Raw genomic sequence first — 18374 nt, forward strand, 5'->3', positions numbered from 1 at the left:
AGCCTGCGGTGAGGGGGTTGCCGCGGGTCGGAGGGTCAGGAGGTCCGCGGAGCGCCGACGTCCGCGGGTCTCCCCCGCCGTAGGGCCACCCGACCGCTCAGCGCTCGAAGAACCAGCCCGACGGCCGCTCCGTGCCGCGCACGACCGTGCCGCCTCCGCCGCTCCCGCCGCGACGGCCCACCGCCAGGTAGGCGAGGCTGCCGATGAACGGCGCGATCACGATGAACGCCACCCAGGAGACCTTCGCGACCTTCGAGAGCCTCGGGTTCGACAGCACGCCCCGGATCGCGAAGAGCAGCAGCACGATGTTCAGCACGACCAGCAGGGACTGCGGATTCATCGGGGTGCTCCACGGGATCGTGCGCCGCGGTCGACCGGCGCCGGAGCGCCCGACCGGGCAGGGTGGCCCGCGATGTTTCACGAGACAGGGCATTGTCGCACGCGGCGTAGGATGGAGGGCTCATGTCAGACGTGCTCAGCATCCACTACCCGCCCGAACTCCCCGTGTCGGCGCGGCGCGAGGACATCGCCGCCGCGATCCGCGACCACCAGGTGGTCATCGTCGCCGGCGCGACCGGATCGGGCAAGACGACCCAGCTGCCGAAGATCTGCCTGGAGCTCGGCCGCGAGAGCATCGCGCACACGCAGCCCCGGCGCATCGCCGCGCGCACCATCGCCGAGCGCATCGCGGAGGAGCTCGACGACGAGGTCGGCGGGCTGGTCGGCTACCAGGTCCGGTTCACCGACAAGGCGTCCGCCTCGACGCGGATCAAGCTGATGACCGACGGCATCCTGCTCAACGAGATGAACCACGACCGGATGCTCAGCCGGTACGACACGATCATCATCGACGAGGCGCACGAGCGCAGCCTCAACATCGACTTCCTCCTGGGCTACCTGCACCGCCTGCTGCCGCAGCGCCCCGACCTGAAGGTGATCATCACCTCGGCGACGATCGACCCGCAGAGCTTCGCGGCCCACTTCGCCGACGCCGCCGGCGAGCCCGCGCCGATCATCGAGGTCTCCGGCCGCACCTACCCGGTCGAGATCCGCTACCGCCCGCTGGTCGCCGAGGAGCCGGAGGAGGACGACGACACCGACGTCCCCGACGCGACGAGCGGCAGCCGCGACCTGATGACCGGCATCGCCGACGCCCTGGCCGAGCTGGCGCGCGAGGATCCGGGCGACGTCCTGGTGTTCCTCTCGGGCGAGAACGAGATCCGCGACGCCGAGGACGCCATCCGGGGCCGGAATCTGCCGGGCACCGAGGTGCTCCCCCTCTACGGGCGCCTGTCGGCGGCCGATCAGCACCGCGTCTTCGAGAAGGGGCGCACCCCCGGCGTCCGCCGCCGCGTCGTGCTCGCGACCAACGTGGCGGAGACGAGCCTCACCGTCCCCGGGATCCGCTACGTGATCGACGGCGGCACGGCCCGCATCTCGCGCTACAGCGCGCGCTCGAAGGTGCAGCGACTGCCGATCGAGGCGGTGTCGCAGGCCTCCGCGAACCAGCGCTCCGGCCGCTCGGGCCGCACCAGCGCGGGCATCGCGATCCGCCTCTACTCCGAGGAGGACCACCTCCGCCGCCCCGAGTACACCGATCCCGAGATCCTGCGCACGGGCCTGGCCGCGGTCATCCTGCAGATGATCTCGCTCGGACTGGGCGACATCGCCTCGTTCCCGTTCCTCACTCCGCCCGACTCCCGCGGCATCAAGGACGGCCTCGACCTGCTCACGGAGCTCGGCGCCCTCCGCGTACCCGGCTCCCCCTCCGCCGCCTCCGCTGCTCCACGGGATGCCGCTCCGGTGCGCGGCACGCCTCCGAGCGCACACTCGAGCGGCATCCCGCGCAAGGGGGCGGAGGCCGCGCCGCAGCTCACGCGCATCGGGCGCGACCTCGCGCGGCTCCCCATCGATCCGCGCTTCGGCCGGATGGTGATCGAGTCGCGCCGCCACGGCGTCAGCCGCGAGGTGATGGCGATCGTCGCGGGCCTCACGATCCAGGACGTCCGCGAGCGCCCTCTCGAGCGCCGCGCGCAGGCCGACCAGCAGCACGCGCGCTTCGTCGATCCCACCAGCGACTTCCTCACCCTGCTGAACCTCTGGAACTACGTGGAGGAGAAGCAGGAGGAGCTCTCCTCGAGCGCCTTCCGGCGCCTGTGCAAGGCCGAGTACCTCAACTACCTGCGCGTGCGCGAGTGGCAGGACGTGTTCCGCCAGCTGCGCCAGCTCGCGCGCCCCCTCAAGCTCGAGCTGGGCGAGCCGAAGGTCGACCCCGACGGGATCCACCGGAGCCTCCTGGCCGGCCTGCTCTCGCACCTGGGCATCAAGGACACCACCTCGCAGCAGGCGCAGCGCGCGGCGAAGAGCCGCGAGCGCCAGAACGTGCAGTACATCGGCGCCCGCAACGCGAAGTTCTCGATCTTCCCCGGCAGCACCCTGGCCAAGAAGCTCCCCGACGCGGTGATGAGCGCCGAGCTGGTCGAGACCAGCCGCCTCTTCGCCCGCTCGAACGCCGCGATCGATCCGGCCTGGGCCGAGGCGATCGCGGGCGACCTCGTGAAGCGGCAGTTCAGCGAGCCGCACTGGGAGAAGTCGCAGGGCGCGGCCGTCGCCTACGAGAAGGTCACGCTCTACGGCGTGCCGATCATCGCCCGCCGCCGCGTCCAGTTCTCGCGGATCGACGCCTCGTACGCCCGCGAGCTGTTCATCCGGCACGCCCTCGTCGAGGGCGAGTGGGAGTCGCGCCACGCCTTCGACCGCAAGAACCGGGCCCTGCGGGCCGAGCTCGAGCGGCTGGAGGAGCGCACGCGCCGCCGCGACCTGCTCGTCGACGACGAGGCCGTGTTCGACTTCTACGACCGCCGACTCCCGCGCGACATCACCTCGGTGCGCTCGTTCGACTCCTGGTGGCGGACGACCCAGCACGACGAGCCCGACCTGCTGACGATGACGCAGGAGACGCTCCTCCCCGAGGACGCGGAGCAGATCGACGAGACCGCGTTCCCCACGCAGTGGCGCCAGGCCGACCAGCGCTTCCGCCTCTCGTACCGGTTCGAGCCGGGGACGGAGGAGGACGGAGTGACGGTGCACGTGCCGCTCGCCCTCCTGCCCCGCGTGACGCCCCTCGGCTTCGACTGGCTGGTGCCGGGACTCCGGGCCGAGCTGGTCACCGCGATGATCAAGGCGCTGCCCAAGCACCTGCGCCGGAACGTGGTGCCCGCGAACGACTGGGCGCGCAAGCTCACCGCGTCCCTGCCGCACGACGTGCCGAACCCGCCGACGGAGTCGTTCGCGGCGACCCTGGCCGGAGCGATCCGCCGCGAGGCCGGCGTGGTGGTGCAGCCCGAGGACTTCGACCTCGAGCGCATCCCCTCGCACCTGCGGGTCACCTTCGCCGTCGCCGACGAGCGGGGTCGCACGATCGCCGCCGGCAAGGAGCTCGCCCCGCTGGCCGAGCGCCTGCGCGGCCGGGTCCGCGACGAGGTCGCCCGCGTGGTCGAGGCCCGGGTCCCCGACGCGCTCGAGCGCCGGGGCCTGAAGACCTGGGACATGCCGGAGCTGCCCCGCGTCACCGACAGCCGGCAGGGCGGGAACACCATCCGCGCCTACCCCGCCCTGATCGACGACGGCGACTCGGTCTCGATCCGCCTGCTCGCCACGGCCGAGGACCAGGCGCGCGAGCACCCGAGAGGCGTCCGCCGCCTCCTCCTGCTCGCGACGCCGAGCCCCGTCGCCTACGTGCAGCAGCACCTCACCTCGAACGAGAAGCTCGTGCTCGCGCAGAGCCCGTACCAGAACACGACCGCGCTCTTCACCGACTGCCTGCTCGCCTGCGTCGACGCGGTCCTCTGGCGGATGAAGCCCGACGGGATGCTCTTCCTCCGCGCCGAGTTCGACGCCGTGCGCGACCGGGTCTCGGCGAGCGTCATGGACGCGATGTTCGAGACCGTGAAGACGGTCACGACGATCCTCACCACCGCCCGGGGCGTCGAGAAGGCGCTCAAGGCCTCGACGAGCATGGCTCTCCTGCCCGCTCTCACGGATGCGCGGGAGCAGCTCTCGGGCATGGTCTACCCGGGCTTCGTCTCGGCGACCGGAGTGGAGCGGCTGCGGCACCTCCCGCGCTACCTCGGCGGGATCACCGAGCGCTTCGGAAAGATCGCCGAGAACGTCGGGCGCGACCGCGTCTGGCTGAACGAGGTGCAGGCGGCCCAGGAGCTCTACCGCTCGGCAGGCGGCGTCGTGCCGCTGCCCGCGCACGCCCCGGAGCGGATCGCGCGCGCCCGCTGGATGATCGAGGAGCTGCGGGTGAGCTTCTTCGCGCAGTCGCTCGGCACCGCCGAGAGCGTGTCGCTGCAGCGGATCCGCAAGGTGCTGGCCGGCTGACGCGCTCCTCCGCCGAGGGAACCGCGACCCGTCGAGGGACCCTCGGGCAGCGGTCTCCCTCGACGAACCGCAGTCCCCTCCGGAGCGCTAGTGTCGTCCGGTGGGCAGCTACACCGATCTCCTGAAGACCCCCGGGGTGGGGCGCATCATCCTCGCGCAGCTGACCGCGCGCTTCCCGTTCGGGATGCTCTCGCTGGCGTTCCTCCTGCACGTGGAGCGGGTGCACCACTCCTACGCCGCCGCCGGCCTGGTGCTCGGCTCGATGTCGATCGGGCAGGCCATCGCCGGGCCGCTGACCAGCCGCCTGATGGGGCGGCTCGGGATGCGCCGCGTGCTGACGATCACCCTCGTGGTCTGCGCGGGCGCGATCATCGCGATGGCCGTGCTCCCGCTCGAGGTGTGGCAGTTCGTCGTGATCGGGTTCGTCGCCGGCCTGAGCATGCCGCCGGTGCAGCCGGCCGTGCGGACCATCTACCCCAAGATGGTCACCAGCTCGCAGCTGACCCCGCTCTTCTCGCTCGACGCCTCCGCGCAGGAGATCATCTGGGTGCTCGGCCCGGTGCTGGCGACGCTCGTGTCGATCCAGGTGTCGACGGTCGCGGGCATCCTGACCGCCGCCGCGTTCCTGATCGGCGGCGGGATCTGGTTCATCGCCTCGCCCGAGGTGGGCCGCGTCCGCATCCCGCGCTCGAAGCGCCGCCTCGGCGTGGTGCTCACGAAGCCCCCGGTGCTGCTGGCCACGGTCGTCGGCTTCCTCCTGATCGGCGCCTGCTCGGCGGTCGAGGCGGGCGTCGTCGCGGTGTTCGGCGAGGGCGGAGTCGAGTCGGGCGTCGTGCTCGCCGTCTTCGCGGCGGGCTCCCTGGTCGGCGGCCTCGCCCTCGGCCACATCCCGATCAGCCGGTGGGCGACCGCGCGACGGATGCTGATCGTCACGGTCGGCATGGGCCTGGCGGCGGTCTCGACCGACTTCTGGTGGCTGTGCGTCACGCTGTTCCTCGCCGGCATCGGCATCGCCCCCGCTCTCGCGGCGCTGTTCGCGATCACCGCCTCGAGCGTGCGCTTCTCGGACACGGCGGAGGCCTACGGCTGGGTCGGCACCGGTCAGCTGATCGGCGCGGCGCTGGGCTCCGCGATCGCCGGCGTGCAGATCGACCAGGCCGGGCCGACCGCCGCCATCGTCGTCGCCGCAGCCTTCGCCCTGGTCGGCTTCCTGGTGCCCCTGCTCGGCCGCCGGTACCACCCGGATCTCCGCGGGCGCGACGCAAGCCCGCTCCCCGACACCGAGCCGGTCACCCTGCCCTCCTAGGCCGCCACCCCGGTTGTCCGGCGCGTGTCGGGCACCCTAGGGTGAAGGCCCACGACGGCGAGGGGGCGGCATGGGACTGCGGGAGGACGCGGAGGAGCTGGTGCGCGAGCACCGGCGCGCCGCCGCCCGGACCGACCTCCTCGACCCCTGGTCCGATCCGGAGACTCCGGAGTGGTGCACCGAGCTCGCCGCCGCGCTCTGGCAGGGGTCCTTCCGCCCGAGTCCCGTCTACTTCCGCCGCGAGGAGTCCTCCCACGCCTGGCGCGGCCCGCACTCGACCCGCCTGCACCACCTCGGCTACGGGTGGCAGCTCACCGCGCACCGCGAGCAGCACGGGGTCGTCGCCTCCGAGACGGCGGTGGTCCTCGAGACGGGCTCCCTCTGGCGCGGACTCGGCATCGGCCGGCGCCCCGTGCGCGCGCTCCGCGGCCGGCTCGGCGTCGAGGGCCTGCAGGCGGGCCACGACGTGCACTTCGCCGTGCGCGGCATCGACGAGCGCAGCGACGCGGAGCGCGCCGAGCGGCGCCTCCTCTTCGGGGTGGCCGGTCTCGCGGCGCTGATCGAGGACGACGTGCACGTGGGACCGCACGGCGAGCTCGACTGGAGCGTCTGAGGCGCGTGCCAGCATGGGAGGCATGAGCGTCCCCTTGATCCCCCTCAACGACGGCCGCGCGATCCCCCAGCTCGGGCTCGGCGTCTACAAGATCGGCGACGAGGAGGCGGCCCGCACGGTCGCCGTCGCCCTGGAGGCCGGCTACCGGCACGTCGACACCGCCACCCTCTACGGCAACGAGCGCGGAGTCGGCGAGGGGATCCGCGCGAGCGGCCTCCCCCGCGAGCAGGTCTTCGTGACGACTAAGGTCTGGAACGACGACCACGGCTTCGACGAGACGCTCGCCGCCTTCGACCGGAGCCTCGAGCTGCTCGGCACCGACTACGTCGACCTCTACCTCGTGCACTGGCCGATCCCCTCGCGCGACCGCTACGTCGACACCTACCGCGCCCTCGAGCGCCTGCAGAGCGAGGGGCGGGCCCGCTCGATCGGCGTCTCGAACTTCGCCGAGGAGCACGTGCAGCGCCTGCTCGACGAGACGGGAGTGGTGCCGGCGATCAACCAGGTCGAGCTGCACCCGCGGCTGCCCCAGGAGGAGCTGCGCACCTTCGACACCGCCCACGGGATCGTCACCGAGGCGTGGTCGCCGCTGGCCCGCGGGCGCCTCCTCGACGAGCCGGCCCTGGCCCGCGTCGCCGCGAAGCACGGCGTCTCGCCGGCGCAGGCGGTGCTGCGCTGGCACGTGCAGCTCGGCGTCGTCGTGATCCCGAAGTCGGTGACGCCGGAGCGGATCCGCGAGAACCTGGACGTCTTCGGCTTCGCCCTCGACGACGAGGACCTCGCCGCGATCGCCGGGCTCGCGACCGGTGAGCGCACCGGGCGCGACCCGCGCTTCGACTGAGGCTCCGGCGATGACGGCGGGCAGGGTCCTGCTCCTGCACGGCCTGGGCGGCTCGGGCCGCACCTGGTGGCGGCTGAGCCGCGAGCTGACCGCGGCGGGCTGGAGCGTCTCCGCTCCCGACCTGCGCGGACACGGCGACGGGCCGCGCGGCGGCTCCTCCCGCCACGACGCCTACGCCGACGACGCCCTCGCGCGGGGACCGTTCGACCTCGTCGTCGGGCACTCGCTCGGCGGAGCGGTCGCGGTGCGCGCCGCCGCCCGCGACTCCGGCTGGGCGGGGCGCCTGGCGCTGCTGGACCCGGTGCTCCGGCTCGCCCCGGAGCAGCGGGCCGCCGTCCGCGCGGGCGAGCTCGCCGGTCTCGCGGTCTCGGCCGAGGAGCTCGCTGTCGCGCAGCCGCTCTGGGACGAGCGGGACCGGGCCGAGAAGCTCGCCGCGGTGCGGGCCGCCGATCCGGCCGCGGTCGCCGCGACGATCGACGACAACGACCCGTGGGACCTGCTGGCGGACCTGCCGGGCCTCCGCCCGCCGGTCCTCGTGCTGGCCGGCGACCCGCAGGTCGAGACGCTGCTCCCTCCCTCCCTCGCCGCCCTGGTGCTGCGCGCGGATCCGCGCATCCGGTACGCGGTCGTGGCCGGCGCAGGTCACAGCCCCCACCGCGACCGCCCGGAGGAGACGCTCGCGATGCTCCGCGAGTGGGCGGAGAGCCCGGCGACGGCCTGATCCGCTCGCCGACCCGGTCCGTGTTTCGTGCGGATGAAATCTGGCAGGGGGGACTGGGCCGCACCGTTTCCTGTGAATACCCTCGCAGAGGACGCGATCCCCTCCCAGTCTTCGGGAGGTGCGCGTCGGGGCCGCCGACGCGGCGGCCCGTTCTCGAGGAGAGGGAGCCCCAGTGGCGCGAACCACCACGAACACCCCGAGCGGCCGCCGACGCCGCTCGCTGATCGGCTCGAGCGCGATGATCGGAGCGGGCGCCCTCGTCGCCGGCTTCGCCTTCGCGCCGACGGCGAGCGCCGTCGAGCCGGTCGACTTCGCCGACACCGTCACCGTCGACGGCATCATGACCCACTTGGAGGCGTTCCAGTCGATCGCGGACGCCAACGGCGGCACCCGCGCTATCGGCACCCCGGGCTACGAGCTGAGCGGCGAGTACGTGGAGAAGGTCCTCGCGGACGCCGGCTACACGACGCAGCGCCAGGACTTCACCACCGCGACGCAGACGATCGACGCGTTCACGCTGACCACCGGGACCGGCGCCGTCGGCACCCCGATGGAGTTCACTCCGTCGACGCCCGAGGGCGGCGTGACCGGCGAGCTCATCGCCCCCGTCGATCCGCTCGGCTGCACCACGGACGCCTGGACCGGCCTCGACGCCACCGGGAAGGTCGCGCTCGTCAGCCGCGGCTCCTGCAGCTTCCTCGAGAAGTCGGTCGCCGCCGGTGCCGCCGGCGCCGCCGCGATCATCATCTACGACAACGCGCCGAGCGACGCCCTCAACGGGACGTTCGGCGGACAGGACGAGGCCGCCGTCCCCGGCGTCGGCGTCACGCAGGCCGAGGGGCAGGCGCTGCTGGCGTCGCTCCCCGCGAGCGTCTCGGTCCTCATCGACCAGACGACGACCGAGGTGGAGACCTTCAACATCGTCACGGAGACCCCGGGCGGCGACCACGACAACGTGGTCATGCTCGGCGCGCACCTCGACAGCGTGCCCGCCGGCCCCGGCATCAACGACAACGGCTCCGGATCCGCGACGCTGCTCGAGACGGCCGTGCAGCTGGCCGCCGCGGGCGACACGACCAACGCGGTCCGCTTCGCCTGGTGGGGCGCCGAGGAGGTGGGCCTGGTCGGCTCCTACACCTACGTCGACTCCCTGACGGAGGACGACGCCTCGAAGATCGCGACCTACATGAACTTCGACATGGTCGCCTCGCCGAACTACGTGATCTCCGTCTACGACGCGGACCAGTCCACCTACGAGGCCCCCGTGGACGTGCCCGCCGGCTCGATCGCGACCGAGAAGGCGTTCACCGACTACTTCGACTCGATCGACCAGCCCTGGATCGACACCGCGTTCGACGGCCGCAGCGACTACGACGGCTTCATCTCGGTCGGCATCCCGTCCTCGGGCGTCTTCACCGGCGCCGACGACGTCAAGACGGAGGAGGAGGTCGCGCTGTTCGGCGGCACCGCCGGCATCACGCACGACCCGAACTACCACTCCGCCGCCGACGACATCGACAACATCAACCAGGAGGCGCTCGGCATCACGTCGAAGGCCATCGCCTTCGTGACCGCGTCGTTCGCCGCGGACACCTCCGCGATCGACGCCGAGAAGGACCCGACCACGCCGACCCCGACGCCGGAGCCCACCGTGGCCCCGACCGCCGAGCCGACCGTCGCTCCGACCGCGCAGCCGACCGTCGCCCCGACGACCGCGCCCACCACCGCGCCGACGGCTGCTCCCACCCCGAGCAGCACGCCGACCGCCGTGGCGCCGCACCCCGGCGGCCGCCCGCCCCTGGCCTCGACGGGAGCCGACATCGGCCTGCCTCTGGGCCTCGGCGGACTGCTGATCGCGGGCGGCGGCGGCGGGCTCCTGCTCGCCGCGCTGCGCCGCCGGAGCGCCGAGCGCGGCTAGCCGCCACCGCCCCGGAGCCGTCCGGCCGTCGCTCCGCGACGACCGGGCGGCTCCGTCGTTCCGCCCTGAAGGGACCCCGGACCGTCGAGCTGCGGCGGGTCCCTTCGACGGTCGGGGGCTCCCTCACGTCCGACAGGGCTTCCGGCGGCCGGGGGACACGGTGTTCACTGGGCGCATGCGAGCCATCTGGAAGGGCGCGATCACCTTCGGCCTGGTCAACGTGCCGGTGAAGATCTACAGCGCGACCGAGGACCACGACATCCCGCTGCACCAGGTCCACGACAAGGACGGCGGACGGATCCGGTATCAGCGCAAGTGCGAGATCTGCGGCGAGGTCGTCACCTTCGACCACATCGACAAGGCCTACGACGACGGCGAGCGCACCGTGGTCCTGTCCAAGGACGAGCTCAAGGCGCTGCCGGAGGAGCGCGACCGTGAGATCGACGTCGTGCAGTTCGTGCCCAGCGAGCAGGTCGACCCGATCATGTTCGACCGCGCCTACATCCTGGAGCCCGACTCCTCCTCGCCCAAGGCCTACGTCCTGCTGCGGCGCACCCTCGAGCAGACGGACCGCACCGCGATCGTCGAGTTCGCGCTGCGGCAGAAGACCCGCCTCGCCGCGCTGCGCGTGCGCGGCAAGCTCCTGATGCTGCAGACCCTGCTCTGGGCGGACGAGGTGCGGGAGGTCGAGTTCCCGTCGCTGGAGGGCAGCACCCGGATCGCGGCGCGCGAGCTCGAGATGTCGGCGCACCTGGTCGACTCCTACTCCGAGGACTTCGACGCCGCGAAGTTCCACGACGCGTACCAGGAGGAGCTGCGCACGCTGATCGACGCCAAGATCGAGCAGGGCGACGCCCTCGACACCGCCGCGACCTTCGGCGAGGCGCCGGAGGAGGAGGGCGGCGGCGAGGTGCTCGACCTGATGGAGGCGCTCAAGCGCTCGGTCGAGCGCAGCCGCGGGGCGAAGGGCGCGCCGGCGGAGGAGGCCTCTGCCGAGAAGAAGGCCGCGACGAAGCCCGCCCCGAAGAAGGCGGCGAAGGCTCCGGCGACGACCGCCGCGAAGAAGAAGCCCGCGGCGAAGAGAGCCGACCCGGAGAAGGGCGCCGACGCGCCTGCGAAGAAGCGGACCCCGAAGAAGACCGCGGCGGCGGAGAAGGCGGCGTCCTAGCCCCGCCGGATGCGGAGGGTCGGGGTCGGACGGAGCCTCAGGCCCGCTCGGCCGCCCGGTCGGGCTCGTCGGCCGCGTCCAGCTCGTCCACGTCGTCGAGGTCGACCGCGACCGAGCTGACCAGCGCGAGCAGAGCCTCCGCATAGGCGTTCTCGGCCGCCGCGTCCTCGAAGGTCCGCGCCCGGCCGCCGAGCTCGACCTCGACGGCGAACCGCGTCTCCGGCTCGGCGAGGCGACGGAGGGAGCGGAAGGTCCCGCGGAGGAGCTCGCGCAGCTGGTCCTCCCGCGGCAGCCAGAGCGAGTCCTCCAGGGAGACGGAGTCGAGCGCCCATTCCGTGGTGCCGTTGAAGCCGAGGACGGTCCCGCTCGGGTACTCGTGCGCCTCGATGGTCATGTCGCTGACGGTGAAGACGTCGCCGTCGAAGCCCTCCCGCTCGATGCGGAAGCGGTCACCGGTGCGGGGCGTCCAGCGCACGCCCGCCGTGCGCAGGGCACGGGCCAGCTCGAAGGAGATCATCCGACGAGTGTGGCCCGCGAAGCCGCGAACGCGCCGCGAGCGGCACCCGCGCGCCCCGATGTCGGTGGATGAGTTTACGTTCATGAAACGTCCGGTTCACAGGCCGGGCACCCGCACTGCATAGCGTGACCATGCGTGCCCCTTCCGGGGGTGCGCTGGCCGCGCCGCGCGGCGACGACGCTGCGACCGCTCTTCCGAGCGGCGATCGAGAGGACCACCATGCCCGACTCTCCCACCCCGCCCGACCGCCGCCGGAGGCGCGGGCTCGGCCTGGCGGCCCTGACCGGACTGGCCCTGGCGGCCGCTCCGCTGGTCGCGACCTCCGCCGCGGCCGCGCCCTCGGGCGACGAGCTCGTCATCAGCGAGGTCTTCGCCCGCGGAGGCTCCGCCGGTGCCGCGTTCAGCAACCGCTACGTGGAGCTCTACAACCCCACCGCCGCCGAGATCGCCCTCGGCGGCCTCTCGATCCAGTACCGCTCGGCGACCGGCACCGCGAACCCCACCACGACCGTGCCGCTCACCGGCTCGGTGCCCGCCGGCGGCCACTTCCTGCTCGCCGGCGCCAGCAACGGCACCAACGGCGCGGCCCTGCCGACGCCCGACCAGAGCGCGAACGGCCTCAACATGGCCGCCGCGGGCGGCACCCTCTTCCTCGTCGACGGGACCTCGGCGCTCGTGGCGCCGCCCACCGGCGCCGCCGCCCAGCCGGACGCGGTGATCGACCTCGTCGGCTACGGCACCTCGAACACCTTCGAGTCGTCCGTCGCCACGGTGCCCTCCCTCACCCAGACGATCGCCCGCGCGGACACCGCCACCGGCGACACCGACGTCAACTCGGCCGACTTCGCGCTCGGCGCACCGACCCCGCAGGCCGCGGGCGGAGGATCCGAGCCCGAGCCCACGACCCCGCCGACCACTCCCCCGACGACCCCTCCGGCCGAGACCCCGGCCGTCTCCATCGCGGAGATCCAGGGCACCGGCGACGCGTCGCCGCTCGTCGGCAGCACCGTCACCACCTCCGGCGTCGTCACCGCGCGCTACCCGTCCGGCGGCTACAACGGCTACGTCATCCAGACCCCCGGCACCGGCGGCGAGAGCTCGCGCACGGCCTCCGACGCCGTCTTCGTCTTCTCCTCCGCCTCCGTCGGGTCGGTCGCGATCGGCGACCACCTGCGCATCACCGGCGAGGTGAGCGAGTACAACGGCCTGACCGAGCTCACCCCGACCTCGGCCGCGACCGTCGTGAAGCTCGACGGCGCCGCCGCAGCGCCGGTCCCGGCCGCTGTCGCGCTCCCCCGCACCGCCGCCGAGCGCGAGGTGCTCGAGAGCATGCTGATCGCTCCGCAGGGCGCCTACACGGTCACCGACACCTTCGACCTGAACAGCTTCGGCTCGGTCGGCCTCGCCGCCGGCACGTCCCCGCTGCTCACGCCGACCGAGGTCGCCCGCCCCGGCTCGCCGGAGCTCGCGGCCGTCGTCGCCGACAACGCCGCCCGCGCGATCACCCTCGACGACGGCGCCTCGATCAACTTCCTCGGCGCCGCCGCGAACAAGGCGATCCCGCTGCCCTACCTCACCACCACCGCGCCGATCCGCGTGGGTGCTCCGGCGACCTTCACCCGCCCCGTCGTCCTCGACTACCGCAACGGCGGCTGGGCCTTCCAGCCCACCACGCAGCTGACCGTCGAGAACGCCGGCGACGTGCAGCCCGCGACCTTCGCGAACACCCGGACCGCGAAGCCCGAGGCCGTCGGCGGCGACCTCTCGATCGCGTCCTTCAACGTGCTCAACTACTTCTCCACCACCGGCGACTCGATCACCGGCTGCACCTTCTACACCGACCGCGACGGCGACCCCGTCACGGTCAACAGCGGCTGCGACGCCCGCGGAGCGGCGAACGCCGATGACCTCGAGCGCCAGCAGGCCAAGATCGTGACCGCGATCAACACCCTCGGCGCAGGCGTCGTCTCGCTCGAGGAGATCGAGAACTCGGCCAAGTTCGGCAAGCCGCGCGACGAGGCCCTCGCCACCCTGACCGCCGCGCTGAACACGGCGGCCGGCTCCGAGGTCTGGGCCTACGTACCCTCCCCCGCAGCGCTCCCCGCGCTGGCGGACGAGGACGTCATCCGCACCGCCTTCATCTACAAGAAGGCCGTCATCGAGCCGGTCGGCGAGTCCGTCGTGCTCAACGACACGGTGAACTTCTCGAACGCCCGCAAGCCCCTCGCCCAGGAGTTCCGCCTCCTCGGCGACAGCGCCAGCGAGTTCGTCGCGATCGTGAACCACTTCAAGTCGAAGGGCTCCGGATCCGGCGCCGACGCCGACCAGGGCGACGGCCAGGGCGCCTCGAACGCCTCGCGCGTGAAGCAGGCGACCGCCCTCGTCGCCTTCGCCGACCGCCTCCGCACCGAGAAGGCCACCGAGCTCGTCTACCTGCTGGGCGACTTCAACGCCTACTCGAAGGAGGACCCGGTGAAGGTGATCACCGACGCCGGCTACATCGACCAGGGTGCGAAGGACGGCAAGTACTCGTACTCGTTCGACGGCGCGGTCGGCTCGCTCGACCACGTCTTCGCCTCGCCCGCGGCCGACAGGACGGTCACCAGGGTCGACACCTGGAACATCAACAGCGGCGAGTCCGTGGCACTGGAGTACAGCCGCTACGACTACAACGCGACGATCTTCTACGACACCTCGGCGTACCGCTCCAGCGACCACGACCCGGTCGTCGTCGGCCTCGACCTGCCCGAGACCCAGACGGACCCGGAGCCCGAGCCCGTCACGGTCATCGACGTCGCGACCACCGCCTCCACCAAGCGCCTCGCCGTCGTGCGGACGCTGACGGTGTCGGCGGTGAACAACGGCGACGAGACGGTCTCGATCGAGATCACGACGGCGTACGGCAGCAAGACGAAGAAGACGGTCAAGCCCGGCCAGTCGTTCACGGTGAAGACCGTGACCGTCTTCAAGCCCATCAAGGCCGGCACGGCGACCATCGAGGTCACCGCGCCCGACGGCACCGAGCGCGTCTACAAGCAGGCGTACCGCGGCGCCTGATCCCGCGCGACCCCTGACCTCGACGAGCTCCGGCTCCTAGAGTTCGGGGATGCCCGAGGGAGACAGTGTGCACCGTCTCGCCGCCCGCCTCAGGCGGGCGGCGGACGGTCGCACCGTCCTCGAGGGCGAGCTGCGCTCCGGGGACGCGGCCGGCACCTCCCTCGCCGGGCTGAGGATCCTCGAGCACGACACCCACGGCAAGCACCTCCTCACCCGCTTCTCCGGCGGAACGACCCTGCACACCCACCTGCGGATGCAGGGCTCCTGGACCGTGACCGCTCCCGGCCGAGCGGTCCCCCGCTCGGTGCAGAAGGACACCCGCGTCCGCCTCCGCCTCGACGACGACTCGACCGTGTGGGGCATCGACCTCCCGGTCGTCGAGCTCCTCGCCACCCGCGACGAGCCGCGCGCCGTCGGGCACCTCGGGCCCGACCCGCTCCGCGCGGACTGGGACGCCGACGAGGCCGTCCGGCGCCTCTCCCGCCTCCCGGACCGGCCCGTCGTCGCAGCACTCCTCGACCAGCGCTGCCTCGCGGGTCTCGGCAACCTCTGGGCCAACGAGGTCTGCTTCCTCCGCGGGGTCTGGCCCTGGCGGCCGATCGGCTCCCTCGACGTCCGCGCCCTCGTGGCGACCGCGGCGAGAGGCCTCCGCGCCTCCGTCACGATCCCGGGGATGTTCCAGACCACCACCGGTGACACCCGCCGCGGCGAGCGGCACTGGGTCGCGGGGCGCGCCGGGCGCCCGTGCCTGCGCTGTGGCACGACGGTGCTCGTCCGCGACGAGGTCCGCGACGACCCCGAGCAGCGCCGCACCTGGTGGTGCCCGCACTGCCAGCCGGAGCAGGCGACCGCCCCCTGAGCCCGCGTACCGCCGCCTGAAGCCCGCGTACCGCTGCCGACGGCCCGTGCGTATCCTGGCCGCATGACGAACGAGTGGGGAACTCCGGATCCGTCCGCCCGGCGAGACCGGTCCGCGGAGGTCGTCCCGGCGGCCGCCTCCGGCGAGGAGGTGGAGACCGCCCGCGTCGAGGACGCCGAGCGCGCGCTCGCTGTGCGCGAGGTCAAGCGGCGCCGCGACTTCCTGGGATCGGTCGGCGGATGGGCGAGCGTCTCGGCGATCACGACCGCCGTCTGGGTCGGCACAGGGGCCGACGGCTACTTCTGGCCGATCTGGCCGATGATCGGGATCGGGATCGGCGTCGTCGGCCAGGCCGCGTCGATCTGGGGTCCCGCCCGCAAGGAGATCACCGAGGCGGACATCGCCGCCGAGATGCAGCGCCGGGAGAAGCGCGGCCGCTGATCAGTCCAGGCGGCCGACCGAGGTGACGCGGACGACGGCCGCACCCTGCTCGTCCGACTCGGCGAGGTCGACGGTCGCCGAGATCCCCCAGTCGTGGTCGCCGGCCGGATCGTCGAGGATCTGCCGCACGAGCCACTGCGTCGGCTCCTCCGTGACGAGCAGCATCTTCGGCCCCCGGGCGTCGGGCCCGATGCCGATGCTGTCGTGCTCGTCGTAGTAGTCGTCCAGCGCGGCGCCCCACGCGTCGGCGTCGAAGCCGGCGGCGGCGTCGAGCTCGCCGAGCGCCTCGTGGTCGTCGAGGGCGGCGAGGGTCACCCGGCGGAACATCTCGTTGCGCACCAGCACGCGGAAGGCGCGGTGGTTCGCGGTGAGGCGGCGCGGAGCGGGCGGCACGATCGCCTGGTCCGCCGCGTGGAGCGCCGGATTGACCAGCTCCTCCCACTCGTCGACCAGCGAGGAGTCGACCTGGCGCACGAGCTCGCCCAGCCACTCGATCAGGTCGTGCAGCTCCTCGTTCTTCAGCTCGTCGGGGATGGTCTGCCGGGCCGCGCGGAACGCGTCGGACAGGTAGCGCAGCACCAGTCCCTCCGAGCGGGAGAGCTTGTAGAACGCGGTGTACTCGCCGAAGGACATCGCCCGCTCGTACATGTCGCGCACGACCGACTTCGGCGAGAGCTCGAAGTCCTTCACCCACGGCTGCGCCGCGGTGTAGGTCTCGAAGGTCGCCTCGAGGAGCTCCTCGAGCGGCTTGGGGTGCGTGACGGACTCGAGCAGCTCCATCCGCTCCTCGTACTCGATCCCGTCGGCCTTCATCGCGGCGACGGCCTCGCCGCGGGCCTGGAACTGCTGGGCCCCCAGGATCGGGCGCGGGTCGTCGAGGGTCGCCTCGAGCACCGAGATCACGTCGAGCGCGAAGCTCGGCGACTCCGGGTCGAGAACGTCGAACACGGCCAGCGCGAACGGCGAGAGCGGCTGGTTGAGCGCGAAGTTCGGCTGCAGGTCGACGGTCAGGCGGATGCGGGTCACGCCGTCGGCGCCGACGCTCTGCTCGACCACTCCCGCCTCCCGCAGCGTCCGGTAGATGCCGAGCGCCCGGCGGGCCAGCTGCAGCTGCCGCTTCCACGGCTCGTGGTTGTCGAAGATCAGGGCGTGCACGTTCGCGTAGGCGTCGCCGCCGCGGGCGATCACGTTCAGCAGCATCGCCGAGGTGATCGTCATGTGCGAGGTCAGCGTCTCGGGCTCGGCGTCGACGAGCTTGCGGAAGCTCGGCTCGCCCCAGCTGACGAAGCCCTGCGGCGCGCGCTTGGCGACCCACTTCCTCCGCTTCTTCGGGTCGTCGCCCATCTTGTCGAGAGCCTTCCGGTTCTCGGACTCGTGCTCGGGGGCCTGCACGACCACGGTCCCGGCGGTGTCGTACCCCGCGCGACCGGCGCGGCCGGCGATCTGGTGGAACTCGCGGGCCGAGAGCTGGCGGGTCCGGGTGCCGTCGTACTTGGTCAGCGCGGTGAGCAGCACGGTGCGGATCGGGACGTTGATGCCGACGCCGAGGGTGTCCGTGCCGCAGATCACGCGCAGCATGCCCTGCTGGGCGAGCTGCTCGACCAGGCGGCGGTACTTCGGCAGCATGCCCGCGTGGTGCACGCCGATCCCCAGCCGGAGCAGCCGGGAGAGGGTCTTGCCGAACGCGGTGGTGAAGCGGAAGCCGCCGATCACCTCGGCGATGCGGTCGCGGTGCTCGCGGGTGGCGATGTTCGCGCTGGTGAGCGCCTGCGCACGCTCGAGAGCGGCCGCCTGCGAGAAGTGCACGACGTAGACCGGCGACTGGTTCGTCGAGAGCAGCTCCTCGATGGAGTCGTGGATCGGCGCGATCTCGTAGAAGTAGTGCAGCGGCACCGGGCGCTCCACGCCGGTGACCCGGGCGGTCTCCCGGCCCGTACGGCGGCTGAGGTCGGCGGCGAGCGCCGTCACGTCGCCGAGGGTGGCCGACATCAGCACGAACTGCACGTGCGGGAGGGTGAGCAGCGGCACCTGCCACGCCCAGCCGCGCGCCGGGTCCGCGTAGAAGTGGAACTCGTCCATCACGACCTGGTCGACCGGGGTGTCCTCGCCGTGCCGGAGCGCGAGGTTCGCGAGGATCTCGGCCGTGCAGCAGATGATCGGCGCGTCGGCGTTCACCGAGGAGTCGCCGGTGACCATCCCGACGTTGGAGGCGCCGAAGACGTCGACCAGCGCGAAGAACTTCTCGGAGACGAGCGCCTTGATCGGCGCCGTGTAGAAGCTGCGGCGTCCGGAGGCGAGCGCCGCGGCGTGCGCGCCGATCGCGACGAGCGACTTCCCGGTGCCGGTGGGCGTCGAGAGGATCAGGTTGGAGCCGGAGGCGATCTCGAGCATGGACTCGTCCTGCGCCGGGTAGAGCGGGAGGCCGCGCGACTCCGCCCACTCGGTGAAGGCCAGGTAGACCGCGTCGTCGTCGACGCGCCCGTCCGCGTCGGGCGTCGGCATCCGGTCGAGCAGCGTCGAGGTCATCCCCCCATCCTCCCAGCCCGC

Annotated in this window: 13 protein-coding genes; 10 read left to right on the top strand and 3 right to left on the bottom strand. The window is 72.6% G+C overall.

What is annotated here, in order from left to right; genetic code table 11:
* Nucleotides 1-97: 97 nt before the first annotated feature.
* Entirely contained in the window at nt 98-340 is a 243-nt protein-coding gene (locus C5C49_RS08740; protein ID WP_160033960.1) for a PLDc N-terminal domain-containing protein, read from the bottom strand.
* Between the two features lie 122 nt (nt 341-462).
* Between C5C49_RS08740 and hrpA the strand changes: the two genes are divergently transcribed.
* From hrpA to C5C49_RS08775, 7 genes are all read left to right on the top strand, one after another.
* Nucleotides 463-4386: an ATP-dependent RNA helicase HrpA gene (gene hrpA / locus C5C49_RS08745; protein WP_104345962.1), complete on the top strand. Its 3924-nt coding sequence runs from the start codon at nt 463-465 to the stop codon at nt 4384-4386.
* 100 nt (nt 4387-4486) lie between these two features.
* Nucleotides 4487-5692 (top strand): MFS transporter, encoded by a 1206-nt coding sequence (locus C5C49_RS08750; protein ID WP_104222308.1) that lies wholly within the window; start codon nt 4487-4489, stop codon nt 5690-5692.
* 70 nt (nt 5693-5762) lie between these two features.
* Nucleotides 5763-6305 (top strand): hypothetical protein, encoded by a 543-nt coding sequence (locus C5C49_RS08755; protein WP_104226914.1) that lies wholly within the window; start codon nt 5763-5765, stop codon nt 6303-6305.
* A gap of 22 nt (nt 6306-6327) precedes the next feature.
* Nucleotides 6328-7146 (top strand): aldo/keto reductase, encoded by an 819-nt coding sequence (locus C5C49_RS08760; protein WP_104345963.1) that lies wholly within the window; start codon nt 6328-6330, stop codon nt 7144-7146.
* A 10-nt stretch (nt 7147-7156) separates the two neighbouring features.
* A complete protein-coding gene (locus tag C5C49_RS08765) occupies nt 7157-7867 on the top strand; it encodes an alpha/beta fold hydrolase (protein ID WP_104345964.1) in 711 nt (236 codons plus the stop codon).
* A 172-nt stretch (nt 7868-8039) separates the two neighbouring features.
* The gene (locus C5C49_RS08770; protein WP_104345965.1) at nt 8040-9785 is read left to right on the top strand and encodes a M28 family peptidase; all 1746 of its coding nucleotides are present in this window, start codon (nt 8040-8042) and stop codon (nt 9783-9785) included.
* Between the two features lie 175 nt (nt 9786-9960).
* On the top strand, nt 9961-10953 hold the full coding sequence (locus C5C49_RS08775; protein WP_104345966.1) for a Ku protein: 993 nt from the start codon (nt 9961-9963) through the stop codon (nt 10951-10953).
* Nucleotides 10954-10990: 37 nt separating this feature from the next.
* On the opposite strand, the gene C5C49_RS08780 is transcribed toward C5C49_RS08775, so the two are convergent.
* Nucleotides 10991-11470 (bottom strand): pilus assembly protein CpaE, encoded by a 480-nt coding sequence (locus tag C5C49_RS08780; RefSeq protein ID WP_244229602.1) that lies wholly within the window; start codon nt 11468-11470, stop codon nt 10991-10993.
* 219 nt (nt 11471-11689) lie between these two features.
* Between C5C49_RS08780 and C5C49_RS08785 the strand changes: the two genes are divergently transcribed.
* The 3 genes from C5C49_RS08785 to C5C49_RS08795 all read left to right on the top strand — a co-directional run bounded on the left by C5C49_RS08785 (nt 11690) and on the right by C5C49_RS08795 (nt 15827).
* Nucleotides 11690-14527 (top strand): ExeM/NucH family extracellular endonuclease, encoded by a 2838-nt coding sequence (locus C5C49_RS08785; protein WP_104345967.1) that lies wholly within the window; start codon nt 11690-11692, stop codon nt 14525-14527.
* A gap of 49 nt (nt 14528-14576) precedes the next feature.
* Nucleotides 14577-15386, top strand: coding sequence for a DNA-formamidopyrimidine glycosylase family protein (locus C5C49_RS08790; protein WP_104345968.1), 810 nt, complete (start codon nt 14577-14579; stop codon nt 15384-15386).
* A 63-nt stretch (nt 15387-15449) separates the two neighbouring features.
* Nucleotides 15450-15827 carry a 2TM domain-containing protein gene (locus C5C49_RS08795; protein WP_104222259.1) on the top strand — a complete coding sequence of 126 codons (378 nt, stop codon included), beginning with the start codon at nt 15450-15452 and terminating at the stop codon, nt 15825-15827.
* Here the strand turns inward: C5C49_RS08795 and C5C49_RS08800 are convergent, their stop codons facing one another.
* Nucleotides 15828-18353 (bottom strand): RNA helicase, encoded by a 2526-nt coding sequence (locus tag C5C49_RS08800; RefSeq protein ID WP_104250621.1) that lies wholly within the window; start codon nt 18351-18353, stop codon nt 15828-15830.
* Nucleotides 18354-18374 lie beyond the last annotated feature (21 nt).

The sequence above is a fragment of the Rathayibacter sp. AY1E2 genome (assembly GCF_002932325.1).
Classification (GTDB): Bacteria; Actinomycetota; Actinomycetes; order Actinomycetales; family Microbacteriaceae; genus Rathayibacter.